At 65.9% G+C, this 15,027-nt stretch carries 15 protein-coding genes; all 15 read left to right on the top strand.

Going from position 1 to position 15,027, the window contains the following annotated elements; translation table 11 throughout:
* Nucleotides 1-90 precede the first annotated feature (90 nt).
* The 15 genes from AC1RMG_RS26180 (at nt 91) to urtA (ending at nt 14,923) form a co-directional block, all read left to right on the top strand.
* Nucleotides 91-1,188, top strand: a complete 1,098-nt coding sequence (locus AC1RMG_RS26180) for a cobalt-precorrin-5B (C(1))-methyltransferase (protein WP_077933276.1) — start codon at nt 91-93, stop codon at nt 1,186-1,188.
* Nucleotides 1,185-1,913: a cobalt-precorrin-6A reductase gene (locus AC1RMG_RS26175; protein WP_401021053.1), complete on the top strand. Its 729-nt coding sequence runs from the start codon at nt 1,185-1,187 to the stop codon at nt 1,911-1,913. Before AC1RMG_RS26180 ends, AC1RMG_RS26175 begins: the two co-directional genes overlap by 4 nt.
* 183 nt (nt 1,914-2,096) lie before the next feature.
* The gene (locus tag AC1RMG_RS26170) at nt 2,097-2,399 is read left to right on the top strand and encodes a type II toxin-antitoxin system RelE/ParE family toxin (RefSeq protein ID WP_011059021.1); all 303 of its coding nucleotides are present in this window, start codon (nt 2,097-2,099) and stop codon (nt 2,397-2,399) included.
* 3 nt (nt 2,400-2,402) lie between these two features.
* Nucleotides 2,403-2,693, top strand: a complete 291-nt coding sequence (locus tag AC1RMG_RS26165; RefSeq protein ID WP_011059020.1) for an addiction module antidote protein — start codon at nt 2,403-2,405, stop codon at nt 2,691-2,693.
* A 100-nt stretch (nt 2,694-2,793) separates the two neighbouring features.
* Nucleotides 2,794-3,192 (top strand): DUF2946 domain-containing protein, encoded by a 399-nt coding sequence (locus tag AC1RMG_RS26160; RefSeq protein ID WP_161466589.1) that lies wholly within the window; start codon nt 2,794-2,796, stop codon nt 3,190-3,192.
* Between the two features lie 49 nt (nt 3,193-3,241).
* A complete protein-coding gene (locus AC1RMG_RS26155) occupies nt 3,242-3,736 on the top strand; it encodes a copper chaperone PCu(A)C (RefSeq protein WP_065364905.1) in 495 nt (164 codons plus the stop codon).
* A gap of 55 nt (nt 3,737-3,791) precedes the next feature.
* Nucleotides 3,792-4,202: a DUF2946 domain-containing protein gene (locus tag AC1RMG_RS26150; RefSeq protein WP_065364904.1), complete on the top strand. Its 411-nt coding sequence runs from the start codon at nt 3,792-3,794 to the stop codon at nt 4,200-4,202.
* Nucleotides 4,203-4,290: 88 nt separating this feature from the next.
* Entirely contained in the window at nt 4,291-6,423 is a 2,133-nt protein-coding gene (locus AC1RMG_RS26145; protein WP_493170568.1) for a TonB-dependent copper receptor, read from the top strand.
* Between the two features lie 99 nt (nt 6,424-6,522).
* On the top strand, nt 6,523-7,905 hold the full coding sequence (locus AC1RMG_RS26140) for a PepSY-associated TM helix domain-containing protein (RefSeq protein WP_065364902.1): 1,383 nt from the start codon (nt 6,523-6,525) through the stop codon (nt 7,903-7,905).
* 155 nt (nt 7,906-8,060) lie between these two features.
* Nucleotides 8,061-10,190, top strand: coding sequence for a TonB-dependent receptor (locus AC1RMG_RS26135; protein WP_125062436.1), 2,130 nt, complete (start codon nt 8,061-8,063; stop codon nt 10,188-10,190).
* A 41-nt stretch (nt 10,191-10,231) separates the two neighbouring features.
* Nucleotides 10,232-11,020: an ABC transporter ATP-binding protein gene (locus tag AC1RMG_RS26130; RefSeq protein ID WP_053156130.1), complete on the top strand. Its 789-nt coding sequence runs from the start codon at nt 10,232-10,234 to the stop codon at nt 11,018-11,020.
* Complete coding sequence (locus tag AC1RMG_RS26125; RefSeq protein ID WP_015633976.1) at nt 11,017-11,976, top strand: ABC transporter substrate-binding protein; 960 nt, start codon at nt 11,017-11,019, stop codon at nt 11,974-11,976. Before AC1RMG_RS26130 ends, AC1RMG_RS26125 begins: the two co-directional genes overlap by 4 nt.
* A complete protein-coding gene (locus AC1RMG_RS26120; RefSeq protein ID WP_011059011.1) occupies nt 11,973-12,983 on the top strand; it encodes a FecCD family ABC transporter permease in 1,011 nt (336 codons plus the stop codon). Before AC1RMG_RS26125 ends, AC1RMG_RS26120 begins: the two co-directional genes overlap by 4 nt.
* Nucleotides 12,984-13,132: 149 nt before the next feature.
* The gene (locus AC1RMG_RS26115; RefSeq protein ID WP_015633974.1) at nt 13,133-13,432 is read left to right on the top strand and encodes a 7(1) septoil knot domain-containing protein; all 300 of its coding nucleotides are present in this window, start codon (nt 13,133-13,135) and stop codon (nt 13,430-13,432) included.
* Nucleotides 13,433-13,657: 225 nt separating this feature from the next.
* Nucleotides 13,658-14,923: an urea ABC transporter substrate-binding protein gene (gene urtA / locus AC1RMG_RS26110; RefSeq protein ID WP_019094029.1), complete on the top strand. Its 1,266-nt coding sequence runs from the start codon at nt 13,658-13,660 to the stop codon at nt 14,921-14,923.
* The last annotated feature ends 104 nt before the right edge of the window (nt 14,924-15,027 follow it).

The raw sequence follows: 15,027 nt of genomic DNA, 5'->3' as shown, positions 1-15,027 counted from the left end.
TTGCAGGTGCGGGCTTGCTCGCGAATACGTCCGCCCAAGAGACCGAAGTGCGCCCTTGGCGAGCAAGCTCGCCCCTGCGAGGGCTGGGGCATGCGTGAAGAAACAGCGGAACAGCCAGCGCCTCTGCGCAGCGGCCTGACCACCGGCAGTTGCGCCACCGCCACCAGCCTGGCCGCCGCGCGCCTGCTGCTCGAGGGCAGCAACGCCGACGCGGTGCAGATCATCCTGCCCAAGGGCAAGCAGGTGCAGATGCGCCTGGAATTCTGCCGCCACACCGCCGACGGCGCCGAAGCCGGCACTATCAAGGACGCCGGCGACGATCCGGACGTGACCCACGGCGCCCTGCTGTACTCCCGGGTGCGCCTGACCCCTGAACCGGGCATTCGCTTCGTCGCCGGCCAGGGCGTCGGCACCGTGACCCGCCCCGGCCTGGTGCTGGCGGTGGGCGAGCCGGCGATCAATCCCGTACCGCGCCGGATGATCGGCGAGCACCTGCAACGGCTCGCCGAAGAACGGGCCTACCCCGGCGGTTTCGAGGTCACGGTGAACGTCGAGGGCGGAGCGGAACTGGCCCTGAAAACCATGAACCCGCGCCTGGGGATTCTTGGCGGGCTGTCGATCCTGGGCACCAGCGGCATCGTCCGGCCCTTCTCCTGCGCGGCCTACATCGCTTCGATCCATCAAGGCATCGACGTGGCCAAAACCAATGGCTACCTGCACATCGCCGCCTGCACCGGCAACGCCAGCGAAGACACCATGCGCCGGGTCTACGAGCTGCCGGAAATCGCCCTGATCGAAATGGGCGACTTCGTCGGCGCGGTGCTCAAGCACTTGCGCAAAGTACCGGTGGATAAACTCAGCCTGTGCGGCGGCTTCGGCAAGATCAGCAAGCTGGCCGCCGGGCACATGGACTTGCACAGCCGCCACTCCAGTATCGACCTGCCGCAACTGGCGCAATGGGCCGCCGATGCGGGGGCCGACCCGGCCCTGCAACAGGCGATCCGCCAAGCCAATACCAGCCAGCAGGCACTGGCCATGGCCAGCGCCGCCGGAATCGCGCTGGGCGATGCGGTATGCCGGCACGCCCTGGATTTCGCCCGCAGCGTGGTGCCGCCCCAGGTCCAGGTAGAGGTCTTTGCCATCGACCGCCAGGGCGGCATCGTCGGCCACGCCGGAGGTTTCCAATGACCCGTATCCTGCTGCTGGGCGGGGTCACCGAGGCCCTGGCCATCGCCCGCACCCTGGGCCCGGAACATATCTACAGCCTGGCCGGGGTCGGCCGGGTGCCCGGTGACCTGCGGTGCCAGGTACGGGTCGGCGGCTACGGCGGCGCCGAGGGCCTGGCGCGCTTTATCCGCGAGCAGCGGATCGGCCTGCTGCTGGATGCCACCCACCCCTACGCAGCACAGATCAGCGCCAATGCCGTGGCCGCCGCGAAGAGCGCTGGCGTGCCCTGCTGGGCCTTGCGGCGCCCGGCCTGGCAGCCTCAACCGGGTGACGACTGGCGCGAGATCGACGGCTGGGCGCAACTGGTGGAGGCCCTGCGCCCCTTCAGGCGGCCACTGTTCACCCTGGGCCGCGAGCCCCTGCAGCACCTGGATGAAATTCCCCCCGGGCAATTCTGGACCCTGCGCGCCCTGGAGGCCTGCCCGGGCAACGAGCACTGCGAAGTCATAGGTGCCCGCGGGCCGTTCCTGATCGAAGACGAGCGGCAGTTGTTCGCCCGCCGACAGATCGACGTGCTGATCAGCAAGAACAGTGGCAGCAGCGCCACCGAACCCAAGCTGGAAGTGGCCCGCGAGCGCGGGCTGCCGGTGCTGGTACTCAAGCGTCCGGACCTGCCCGAAACGGATCGCAGTTTCAGCAGCACGGCCCAGTTGCTGCTGGCCCTGGGCTTGCCGGATAAAGCCTGACAGACAAAACCATCATCCCCCACAGCAACCTGGGAAACCCCTGGCAGCGCGCGCCAATTCCTTGCTTTAGCCTTCCTTGAACAGCCTCAGTGACGCCGGCGCCGGGCAGGACCGCCTGTCGCTTCACTGGGTTTTTCGCGAGCAAATGGGTTGCCGCGACGTATCCCAAGGAATACATTCGCCATGTTCGTTTTCGAGCAGACTCCTGAGTTCAGCCGCTGGCTGCTGAACCTGAAGGACCCGCAAGGGAAAACCCGTGTACTGGCCAGGATCCGCGCCGCACAGCTGGGCCGTTTTGGCGACTGCGAACCTGTGGGCGAAGGCGTCCACGAGATACGCATCCACCGCGGCCCGGGTTACCGGGTGTACTTCTCGCGCCACGGCAAAATGATCTACCTGCTGTTGATCGGCGGCGACAAGGCCACCCAGAAACGCGATATCCAACGGGCCAGGCAACTGGCCTGCGACCTCAAGAGCGAGGGCTGAAACATGCGCACCCCAGTGACCCGCTTCGACGCGGCGGAGTACCTCAAGACCCCTGAAGACATGGTCGCCTACCTCGACGCCTGCTTCGAGGAAGACACCGGCGACGGCGTGCTGATCCGCGCCGCACTCAACGACATCGCCCGTGCCCGCGGCATGACCCAGGTCGCCCGTGACACCGGCCTGGGCCGCGAAAGCCTGTACAAGGCCCTCGGCAGCCAGGGCAACCCGGAGTTCGCGACTATCATCAAGGTGATGAAGGCCCTGGGGCTGAAGATCAACGTCAGCAACGCCTGAACCGCTCCTGCGACACCACACCGCACACGGTGTTTTTTTACTTATCCACAGCGATCAGGCTAAATACCCGCCTGATCGCTCAACCGACGGATCGCCCACCATGTCCCGACAACGGCTCGCATTTGCCTGGATCGCCTGCTTCGCAGTGCTGTTCAACATGCTTGCCATGCCGCTTTCCGGGGCCATGCAGCGCAGCGATTCGGGGCTGGAGGAGCAACTGCTGTGGGGCAGCTTCTGCTCCTCCACCGGCACCAAGCTGGTGGCCATTTCCCTGGGCAAGCTCGACCAGCAAGCGCCACAGAACGACGACCATTCCACCATGCAGCACTGCTGGTGCTGCTCCGGCTCGCCGCCGCTGGTGGCCTTGCCCGGGCACGTTCCCCAGCTGTCTTTCACCCGCTTCGCAGTCCAGCCGGGCGCACCGCAACCGCAGGTAGAACGGCTCACCCTGCGCCAGCAATGGCCCAGCCTGAACCCCGGTGCCCCGCCTCTGGCATGATTCCCTTTCGCAAGTGATCTGCGTCTTTGAATCGTTCTGGAGAACTCACATGTCCAAACCATCCCTGGTCAAGCAATCCCTGCTGCTGGCCGCACTGCTGCTGCCTGCCTGTTTCGCCACCGCCCACGACTACAAGGCCGGTGACCTGCAGATCGCCCATCCCTGGTCTCAGGAACTGCCGCCGAACGCGCCCACCGTGGCCGCCTACTTCGTGGTGCACAACCCGGGCAAGAGCGCCGACACCCTGCTCAGCGTCGACTCGCCGATCGCCGGCAAGGCCGAGCTGCACGAGCACGTCAAGCAAGGCGACATGATGAAGATGCAACAAGTGGCCAAGGTGGCGGTGCCCGCCGGTGGCGAGGCGACCTTCGCCCCCATGGGCTACCACGTGATGTTGCTGGAGCTCAAGGACCGCAGCCTGCTCACCGACGGCAAGCGTTTCCCGCTGACCCTGCACTTTGAAAAAGCCGGTGACGTCACGGTCGAAGTGGCGGTGCAGAAGCAGGCGCCGGACGCCATGCAAGGGCATATGCACGCCCAGTAAGCACTGACCGGCCCTCACCGTGAACGCCCCGCACGCGCCTGGCCGCAGGCGGTCCGTGCCGCGCCGCGACTCGTCTGGAGTCCGCCGCGGCAGCTGGATCAGCCTGTTCGCCATGCTGATGATCTTTATCGGCCCGCTGATTTCCCAGTCGATGCCGATGGATCACGCGATGCCGATGAACATGTCCGTTTCCATGGACATGGGCGACGCTGCGCCCGGCTGCCACGGTGAAAGCCCGCACCACGCACAGAAGGGCAGATCCCAGGGCGAAGAGCATGTGCTCTGGGAAAAATGCGGCTATTGCAGCCTGCTGTTCAATTGCCCGGCACTGCCTTCGGCGCTGTCGTTCGCCGCTCTGTTCACGCCGCCCACACCGTATTTCCTGATCCCCGCCACGCGCCTGGGCCACGCCCGGCAGACCGTGTTCCCCGGCGCCCTGACCCGCGCCCCACCGTTCCTCGCCTGAGTCTTCAGCTCATCTCACACGGCCGGCTGTCAGCGCGACAGACGCGTACCCGCGGCCGTGTCATTCAAGACCGAACGATGGAACATCTATGTTTTCTGCCGACTCTCGCCTGGGCGTTGCCCAGCCACTCAAGACCTTCGCCCTGAACCCTGCGCGCCAGCACTTCAACCGCGCCCTCGCGGTCCTCTGCGGCGCTCTGCTGACGCCCCTGGCGCTGGCCGACGATGCCGCAACGGACCACTCCCGGCACAGCACCGAACTGAGCCCGACGGTGATCACCGCCATCGCCCCCAGCTCGCCCCTGACCGTGGTCACCAACCCCAAGGACCCGCGCCAGCCGGTGCCGGCCAGTGACGGCGGCGACTACCTCAAGACCATTCCCGGCTTTGCCCTGGTACGCAACGGCGGCACCAACGGCGACCCGGTGCTGCGAGGCATGTTCGGCTCGCGGCTGAACATCCTCACCAACGGCGGCATGATGCTCGGCGCCTGCCCGGGCCGCATGGACGCGCCGACCTCTTATATCTCTCCGGAAACCTACGACCGGCTGACCGTGATCAAGGGCCCGCAGACCGTGCTCTGGGGCCCGGGCGCCTCGGCCGGCACGGTGCTTTTCGAGCGCGAACCGGAACATTTCGGCGAACTCGGCACCCGGGTCAATGCCAGCCTGCTGGCCGGCTCCAACGGGCGCTTCGACAAGACCCTGGATGCCGCTGCCGGTGGCCCCCTGGGTTATGTGCGGGTGATCGGCAACACCGCCCACGCCGACGACTACCGCGACGGCAACAATGACACCGTGGCCTCGCGCTATGACAAGTGGAACGGTGACGTGGCCCTGGGCTGGACCCCGGACGCCGACACCCTGCTGGAACTCACCGCCGGCAAGGGCGATGGCGAAGCCCGCTACGCCGGGCGCGGCATGGACGGCTCGCAGTTCAAGCGCGAAAGCCTGGGCCTGCGTTTCGAAAAGTCCAACCTTGGCGATGTGCTGGACAAGGTCGAGGCCCAGGTCTACTACAACTACGCCGACCACGTGATGGACAACTACAGCCTGCGCACCCCATCCGGCACCGGAATGATGGCCGGCCCCATGGCCTCCAACGTCGACCGTCGCACCCTCGGGGCGCGGATCAAGGCCACCTGGCGCTGGGCCGACCTGCAACTGATCGGCGGCCTGGACGCCCAGACCAACGAACACCGCAACCGCGCCAGCAGCGGCATCGACACCTACAAGGAGTTGCCCCGTACCAAGGACGCCGACTTCCACAACTACGGAGCCTTCGGCGAGCTGACCTGGTACGCCGCCGAGCGTGACCGCATGATCACCGGCGCGCGCCTGGACCGCGCCTCGGCCAAGGACTACCGGCAAAGCATCGGCTCGGGAATGATGACCCGCCCCAACCCCACCGCCGGCGACACCCGGGCCGATACCCTGCCCAGCGGCTTCGTGCGCTACGAGCATGACCTGGCCGACAGCCCGACCACGCTCTACGTCGGCCTTGGCCACACCCAGCGCTTCCCCGACTACTGGGAGCTGTTCTCGCCGAAAATGGGCCCGGCCGGCTCGGTGAACGCCTTCGATTCGATCAAGCCGGAAAAGACCACCCAGCTCGACTTCGGCCTGCAATACCAGGGTGAAGACCTGGAAGCCTGGGCCTCGGGCTACATCGGCCAGGTGCGCGACTACATCCTCTTCGACTACAACTCGAAAATGATGGGCATGAGCACCTCTCGGGCCGAGAACATCGACGCCCGGATCATGGGCGGCGAACTGGGCGCGGCCTACAAGCTGACCTCCAACTGGAAAGCCGACGCGACCCTGGCCTACGCCTGGGGCAAGAACAGCAGCGACGGCAAGGCCCTGCCACAGATGCCGCCGCTGGACGCGCGCCTGGGCCTGACCTACAGCGAGGACGACTGGAGCGCCGGGGCCTTGTGGCGCGTGGTCGCCGCGCAGAACCGGGTGGACCTGAACAAGGGCAACGTGGTCGGCAAGGACTTCGGCAAGAGCGGCGGCTTCGGCGTGTTCTCCCTCAACGGCGCCTACCGGGTGACCAAGAACCTCAAGCTCAGCACCGGGGTCGACAACCTGTTCGGCAAGGCCTACGCCGAGCACCTGAACCTGGCGGGCAATGCCGGCTTCGGCTATCCGGCGACGGACCCGCAAGCCATCAAGGAACCGGGGCGCACGCTCTGGACCAAGGTTGACCTGAGTTTCTGATGCCCCTTCGCCGGCACGCCGTCTCCTCGTCGCAGGAGCCGGCTTGCCGGCGAACAGCCCCCATAAGAAAAGATCCACAGCCCTGCGGAGCCTTCCCCGATGAACCGACCCAAAGTGTCTTTCTACAACCTGGCCTGGCGCTGGCATTTCTACGCCGGACTGTTCGTCGCCCCCTTCATGGTGATGCTGGCCCTGACCGGCATCGTCTACCTGTTCAAACCGCAGCTGGACCCGCTGATGTACCCCAGCCTGCTCAAGGTGCCTGCCGCCCACCACAGCCTCAGCGCCGATGAGCTGTTGCAACGGGTTCAGGCCGCCTACCCCCAGGGCCATATCAAGCAGTACCTGCCCCCTGTGGATGCCGAGCGCAGCGCGCAGTTCGTGGTGCAGCACAAAGGCCAGGAACTCAATGTATTCATCGACCCCTACCACGGCGACGTGCTCGGCGAGCAGGATGCCAAGGGCAACCTGCAGGCCATGGCCCGGGCCATTCATGGCGAGCTGATGATCGGCACCCCGGGTGATCGGCTGGTGGAACTGGCCGCGAGCTGGGGCATTGTCCTGGTGGTCTCGGGCCTGTACCTGTGGTGGCCGCGGGGCAAGTCTTCGGCCGGGGTACTCTGGCCACGCTGGAGTGCCCGCGGCCGCCTGTTCTGGCGTGACCTGCACGGTGTGCTGGGTTTCTGGGGCTCGGCCTTCCTGCTGCTGATGCTGCTCAGCGGCATGACCTGGACCGGCTTCTGGGGCAAGCAGTACGCCGACCTGTGGAACCGCTTTCCGGCGGCCATGTGGAACGACGTGCCGACCTCCGACCAGCAGGCCGGAGAGCTCAACAGCGCCAGCCGCCAGACCGTGCCCTGGGCCCTGGAAAACACCCCCATGCCGATGTCCGGCGACCACGCCGAGCACATGGCCCACAACGCCGGCAATACCGCTGCGGCCGTCCCCGCCATCAGCCTGCAGGCTGTGCAGGACATCGCCCGTCAGCGCCAGGTCGAAGCGGGCTACAGCATCACCCTGCCGAGCACGGCGACAGGGGTATTCACCATCGCCGTATTCGCCGACGACCCGCGCCACGACGCCACCCTGCACGTCGACCAGTACAGCGGCCAGGTGCTCGCCGATGTGCGCTGGAAGGACTACAGCAACGTGGCCCGGGCCACCGAGCTGGGAGTGATGCTGCACGAAGGCAAGATGTTCGGGCGCTTCAACCAGATCCTGGTGCTGGTGGTGTGCCTGATGATCCTGCTCGGCGCCGTGAGTGGTCTCATCATGTGGTGGCAACGACGGCCCCAGGGCCGGCTCGGCGTACCACCACTGCGCCACGACCTGCCACGCTGGAAGACCGCAATGCTGGTCATCGGCCTGCTGGCCCTGGCCTTCCCGCTGGTGGGGGCTTCGCTGGTCGTGGTCTGGCTGCTGGACCGCCTGCTGCTATCGCGCTGGAACCGTGATCCTGAATCAGCCTCATCTTCAACATGAATCAGCCGAGATGCGCATTCCAGAGGGCTCTGTACACTCCGCGCGCTTCAGTCGCGCACAGTTATAATGTTACTTTATAACGCTTAGTGTAAGATCCCAGCCCGCAGCCTCATCCGCTGCGGGCAACCCTCTGGAAGAAGTGATTCACCGTCCCGATGAACAAGTACCTGCTGCCCAGCCTCTGCCTGATGGCCCTGACTTCCCCGGCCCAGGCCGACGGCTCCGCCCTGACCCTGCCCACCGGCACCATCTCCGCCGCTGCCAGCGAAGCCGACGACAGCATCCGCCTGGCCACCCCCACCAGCGCCGGTTCGCGCCTGGGCCTGAGCGCCCTGGAAACCCCGGCCAGCACCGACAGCCTGAGCGGCGATCGAATCCGCGCCCGGGGCGATCGGAGCATCCAGGACGCGGTATCGCGCAGCGCCGGCATCAGCCGCACCGGCACCCCGGGCGACGGCGGCACCTCGCTGTCGGCACGGGGCTTTACCGGGCAGAGCTCGGTGATGCAGCTGTATGACGGCAACCGCATGTACACCGGCATGGGCACCGTGACCTTCCCGGTGGACACCTGGGCGGTGGAGCGGGTCGACGTGCTGCGCGGCCCGGCCTCGGTGCTGTACGGCGAAGGCGCCACCGGAGCGGTGATCAACACCGTCCCGAAAAAGCCGTTCAGCGGCGAAATCGAAAACCACCTGCGCCTGGGCTACGGCTCCTTCGATCGCCAGCAGCAGGCCCTGGACAGCGGCGGCTCCCTGAGCGACACCCTGAGCTACCGGCTCAACCTCAACCGCGAGCGCAGCAACGGCTGGATCGACCGGGGCGATTCCTCCGGTGACTTCGTCAGCGCTGCCCTGCGCTGGCAGGCCCGTGACGACCTGGCCTTCACCCTGGCCCACGACTACGGCGACCAGAACCCGATGAACTACTTCGGCACGCCACTGATCGACGGGCGTTTGCACAAGAGCCTGCGGGACAAGAACTACAACGTGCGCAATGACAAGCAGCACTACAACGACCAGTGGACCCGCCTGACCAGCCAATGGCAGATTTCCGACAACCTCAGCGCCAGCAACGAGCTGTACTACCTCAAGGCCCAGCGCCGCTGGCAGAACGCCGAGAACTACAACTTCAACAGCCTGGGCCGGCAACTGACCCGCAGCGGCAACTTCGGCATCGGTCACCAGCAGGAACAGGTCGGCGACCGCCAGACCTTCACCTTCAAGCACTCGCTGCTGGGCCTCGACAGCCAGACCCTGACCGGGGTCGACTACAACCGCATCCGCTTCCACATGAAGAGCAACTCGCCCTTCATCGACAGCTTCAGCAACGGTCAGCCGGTGGACCTGTACCATCCGGCCCCGGACGACTTCGCCAGCGACAGCCCCTACCGCGACCAGTTCAAGACCACCACCAGGCAAATGTCGGTGTTCGCCGAAAACCGCCTGCAGCTCAGCGAGCGCTGGTCCCTGGTGAGCGGTGTGCGCCGCGACTACGTGCATATTGATCGCGATGACTTGAAGGACGACAGCCGAAGCGACAAGACCCTGACCGGTAACAACTGGAAGGCCGGGCTGGTGTTTGCGGTGACCCCGGACACCTCCCTCTATGGCCAGTACTCCACCAGCACCGACGGTGTCGGCGGGCTGATTTCCCTGAGCAAGAGCCAGCAGCAATTCGACCTCTCCAGCGCCAGGCAGACCGAGATCGGCCTCAAGCAGATGTTCTGGGACCAGCGCGGCGAATGGACCCTGGCGGCCTATCACATCGTCAAGAAGAAGCTGCTGACCGATGTCCCGGGCGACCCGGACCTGAAACAGCAGGTGGGCCAGCAATCCTCCAACGGCCTAGAAGCCAGCCTGGACCTGCAACTGCCCCGCGCCTGGCAACTGCAGGCCAACGCCGCCATCGTTCGCGCCCGGTACGACGACTTCCAGCAGGACGTCGACGGCGTGCAGGTCTCCCGCGACGGCAAGCGTCCGGTGGACGTGCCCCGGCGCACCGCCAACCTGTGGCTGAGCAAGGCCCTCGACGATGACCTGCGGGCCGGCGCCGGAGTGCGCTACGTAGACGCACGCTACGCCGACATGGCCAACCGGAATCAGTTGCCCAGCTACACCGTGGTGGATGCCGCGCTGTCGTGGAAAGCTCTGCCCAGCACCACCCTGGGCCTGCAATTGAACAACCTGTTTGACCGCCAGTACGCGCAAAGCCAATACAATGACGGCCAGCAATGGATACTCGGCGAGCCGCGCTCGTTCTTCGTCACCGCTGACTACACCTTTTAACCTCACCTGCGGCCACCGCGCGGGGACCACACGGATACGGCATGACCTCGCTTAACCTCACCAACCTGGCCTGGACACCCCTGGGCCAGGGCCACTGCCACCACCAGTTCCAACTGCGTGAGGCCAGCCTGCAGGTGGCGGCCGGCGAGTTCGTCGGCCTGATCGGGCCCAACGGCAGCGGCAAGACCAGCCTGTTGCGCTGCGCCTATCGCTTCAGCAAGCCGCAGCAGGGCGAGGTGCAGCTTGAGCATCAGAATGTGTGGAAGCAGTCGCCGCGCTGGTGCGCGCAACGCATCGCCGTGGTCCTCCAGGAGTTTCCCGACGCCTTCGGCCTGACCGTGGAAGAGGTGGTCGCCATGGGCCGCACCCCGCACAAGGGCCTGTTCGACGGCGACACCCAGGACGACCGGCGCATCGCCCGCGAGGCCCTGGAATCGGTGGGCCTGCTGGGCTTCGAGGACCACGCCTTCGCCACCCTGTCCGGCGGTGAGAAACAGCGGGTGATCCTGGCCCGCGCCCTGGCCCAGCAACCCCAGTTGCTGATCCTCGACGAGCCCACCAACCACCTCGACCCGCGCTACCAGCTGGAGTTGCTGCAGCGGGTCAAGCGCCTGGGCATCGGTACTCTGGCGAGCATCCACGACCTGAACCTGGCCGCGGCCTTCTGCGACCGCCTGTATGTCCTCGACCACGGGCGCATCGTCGCCAGCGGCACGCCCGGCGAGGTGCTCACCGTCGAGTTGCTGCGCAACGTCTTCGGCGTCGAGGCGCTGATCGACGCCCATCCCCTGTCCGGCTACCCACGAATCACCTGGATCACCCAACCATGACCTTGCGCTCCCTGCTTCGCTCCAGCCTGCTCCTGGCCCTGTCTCTGGGGGCCGCCCAGGCCTTCGCCGAGGCCACCCATTACCCGCTGACCATCACCAGCTGCAACCGCGAAGTGACCTTCAAGCAAGCGCCGAAACACGCCCTCAGCCATGACATCAACATGACCCAGATGATGCTCGCCCTGGGGCTCAAGCCACGCATGGTGGGCTACAGCGGGATCAGCGGCTGGAAGGCCGTGACCCCGCAGATGAGCGCCCTGCTCGACGGCCTGCCGGAACTGGCGGCCAAGTACCCGTCGGTGGAAACCCTGCTCAATGCCAACGTCGACTTCTTTTTCGCCGGCTGGGACTACGGCATGCGCGTGGGCGGCGACCTCACGCCCCAGACCCTGGCGCCGCTGGGGATCAACGTCTACGAGCTGACCGAGTCCTGCGCCTTCGTGATGAAGCGCCCGGCCGCCAGCCTCGAGGACACCTACACCGACCTGCGTAACCTCGGGCGGATCTTCGACGTGCAGGATCGCGCCAACGCCCTGATCGCCCGGATGCAGGAGCAGGTGGCCCAGGTACAGAAGGACCTGCCCAGGGACAAGCCGCGGGTATTCCTCTATGACAGCGGCGAAGACCGGGCCATGACCTCGGGCCGCCTGGGCATGCCCCAGGCCCTGATCGACGCGGCCGGCGGGCGCAATATCCTCGATGACGTCGACGCCAGCTGGACCCGGGTCAACTGGGAAACCGTGGTCGAGCGCAACCCGCAGGTGATCGTGATCGTCGACTACAGCGAAGTCAGCGCCGAGCAGAAGCAGCAGTTCCTGCTGAACAACAAGGCCCTGCAAGGAGTCGATGCGATCAAGAACCAGCGCTTCATCGTCATCCCCTATGTGCAGGCCACGCCGGGCATCGACAACGTGCTGGCGGTGGAAACCCTGGCAAAGGGTTTCCACGGCGAATGACCAGTCCCCGCTATGCCGCACTGTTGATGGCCCTGGGCGCCCTGCTGCTGGCGTCCTGCGTGGTGTCCCTGGGCTTTGGCCCGGCGCGGGTGCCGGTGGAGGTGGTGGGGCGCATTCTGTTGCACAAGGCCCTGGGCCTGGGCGTTGTGGACTGGAGCCCGGGCCAGGAGCACATCGTCTGGCTGATCCGCGTGCCGCGCATGCTCCTGGGGGCCCTGGTGGGTGCCGGGCTGGCACTGATCGGCGCGGTGCTGCAGGCGGTGACCCGCAACCCGCTGGCCGACCCGCACCTGCTGGGGGTGACCTCCGGCGCCACCCTCGGCGCGGTGATCGTGGTGCTGCACCTGGGCCAGGTCATCGGGCTTTTGACCCTGCCCCTGGCGGCCTTTGTCGGCGCCCTGCTGAGCATGGCGCTGGTGCTGGGGATCGCCGCCCGCAACGGCCGCCTCGACAGCGACCGGCTGTTGCTGTGCGGGGTGGCGGTGTCGTTCGTGATGATGGCCGCGGCCAACCTGCTGCTGTTCATGGGCGACCACCGCGCCAGCTCCGCAGTGATGTTCTGGATGCTCGGCGGCCTGGGCCTGGCCCGCTGGGAACTGCTGGCGATCCCCGCCGCCAGCGTGCTGCTGGGGCTGGTGTTGCTGCTGGGCATGGCGCGCCCGCTGAACGCCCTGATGGCCGGCGAGCAGACCGCCGTGACCCTGGGGCTGAACGCGCGCAATGTGCGCCTGAAGGTGTTCCTGATTGCCTCGCTGATGACCGGAGTGCTGGTGTCCATCAGCGGCTCCATCGGTTTTGTCGGGCTGATGGTGCCGCACATTGCCCGGCGCCTGGTGGGCGCCGAACACCGCCGGCTGCTGCCGGTGTGCGTACTGCTGGGCAGCGTGTTCCTGGTCTGGGTGGATGTGGCTGCGCGCACCCTGATTGCCCCCGAGGACCTGCCCATCGGCGTGGCCACCGCGGCCATCGGCGGGGTGTTCTTCATCGGCCTGATGCGCCGCCGCTGACTGTGCCCGCCTCTGTAGGAGCCGGCTTGCCGGCGAAGGCGCTCGTGAGCCTTGTGCCAGGTTCAAGGGCCTCTTCGCTGGCCAGCCAGCTCCTACAATCGTCGCCCTTGCTTTAAGATCGCGCGCTTGGATCTCTCAGGATGAGTCTCATGTTCAGAACCGCGCTCCTGGCCTTGCTGCTCGGCACCTCCCTTGGCGCCGTGGCCGACACCTCGGTCGACGTCTCGAAAATCTACGGCAACATCCAGATCGTCAACAGCTTCCCCGACTACAAGGTCAAGGTGGTGAACTCCTTTCCCGACCTGAAGGTAAAGCAGGTCAACTCCTTCGCCGACGCGCCGGGCAAGTGGAAGATCGTCAACAGTTTTCCCGACTACAAGATCCAGATCGTCGACTCCTTTCCCGACTTCACCATCAAATATGTCGATTCCTTCCCGGGCGTGAACTGAAGCCACGCCCAGGCCACGGCTGCCGCCCAGCGGCAGCACCACAATGACGCACCCCGGCGCACCAGCCCCTTGCCCAAGCCTCGTCTTGGGGCATCACCTCCCCCGCCCGCGCCGTTAAAGCGACGTTTTCATGCCTTGCGCCGACTCGGCACACCCCTTGCAAAACAGCCCTTCAGCAGTCCGCATCTACCACCTGAAAAATCAAGAGTTCATGGAGATCGCACAATGAAGCGTCGTAGTTTGCTCAAGGCTTTCACTCTCACGGCAAGCATTGCCGCGATGGGCATGACCTGGACCGTCCAGGCCGCCGAAACCATCAAGGTGGGGATCCTGCACTCGTTGTCGGGCACCATGGCGATCTCCGAAACGTCCCTCAAGGACATGGCGCTGATGACCATCGACGAAATCAACGCCAAGGGCGGGGTCAACGGCAAGCTGCTGGAACCGGTGGTGGTGGACCCGGCCTCGAACTGGCCGCTGTTCGCCGAGAAGGGCCGCCAGTTGCTGACCCAGGACAAGGTGGCGGTGGTATTCGGCTGCTGGACCTCGGTGTCGCGCAAGTCGGTGCTGCCGGTGTTCGAGGAGCTCAACGGCCTGCTGTTCTACCCGGTGCAGTACGAAGGCGAAGAGATGTCGCCCAACGTCTTCTACACCGGCGCCGCGCCGAACCAGCAGGCGATCCCGGCGGTGGAATACCTGATGAGCGAGGACGGCGGCAGCGCCAAGCGCTTCTTCCTCCTGGGCACCGACTACGTCTACCCGCGCACCACCAACAAGATCCTGCGTTCGTTCCTGCACTCCAAGGGCGTGGCCGACAAGGACATCGAAGAGGTCTACACCCCGTTCGGCCACAGCGACTATCAAACCATCGTCGCCAACATCAAGAAGTTCTCCGCCGGTGGCAAGACTGCGGTGATCTCCACGGTCAACGGTGACTCCAACGTGCCCTTCTACAAGGAACTGGCCAACCAGGGCCTGAAAGCCACCGACGTGCCGGTGGTGGCCTTCTCGGTGGGCGAGGAAGAACTGCGCGGCATCGACACCAAGCCACTGGTGGGCAACCTCGCGGCCTGGAACTACTTCGAGTCGGTGGATAACCCGGTGAACCAGAAGTTCGTCGCCGCCTGGAAGGCCTACGCCAAGGCAAAGAACCTGCCGGGCGCGGACAAGGCGGTGACCAACGACCCGATGGAAGCCACCTACGTCGGCATCCACATGTGGGCCCAGGCGGTGGAGAAAGCCAAGTCCACCGATGTCGACAAGGTTCGCGAGGCCCTGGCCGGGCAGACCTTCGCCGCCCCTTCGGGCTACACCCTGACCATGGACAAGACCAATCACCATCTGCACAAGCCGGTGATGATCGGCGAGATCCAGCCCGACGGTCAGTTCAACGTGGTCTGGCAGACCGAAGGCCCGATCCGTGCCCAGCCCTGGAGCCCGTTCATCCCGGGCAACGACAAGAAGCCGGACTACGCGGTCAAGAGCAACTGATCCGAACCTGACGCCTTCCCCGTAGGAGCGAGCTTGCTCGCGACGAGGTCCGCAGGACCTCCAACGAAAACCGCCCGGCTGGCCGCTGCGCGGATCGCGAGCGA

The organism is Pseudomonas sp. GW822-FHT04H02 (assembly GCF_058800645.1).
This window is presented reverse-complemented; position numbering and strand designations above follow the sequence as displayed.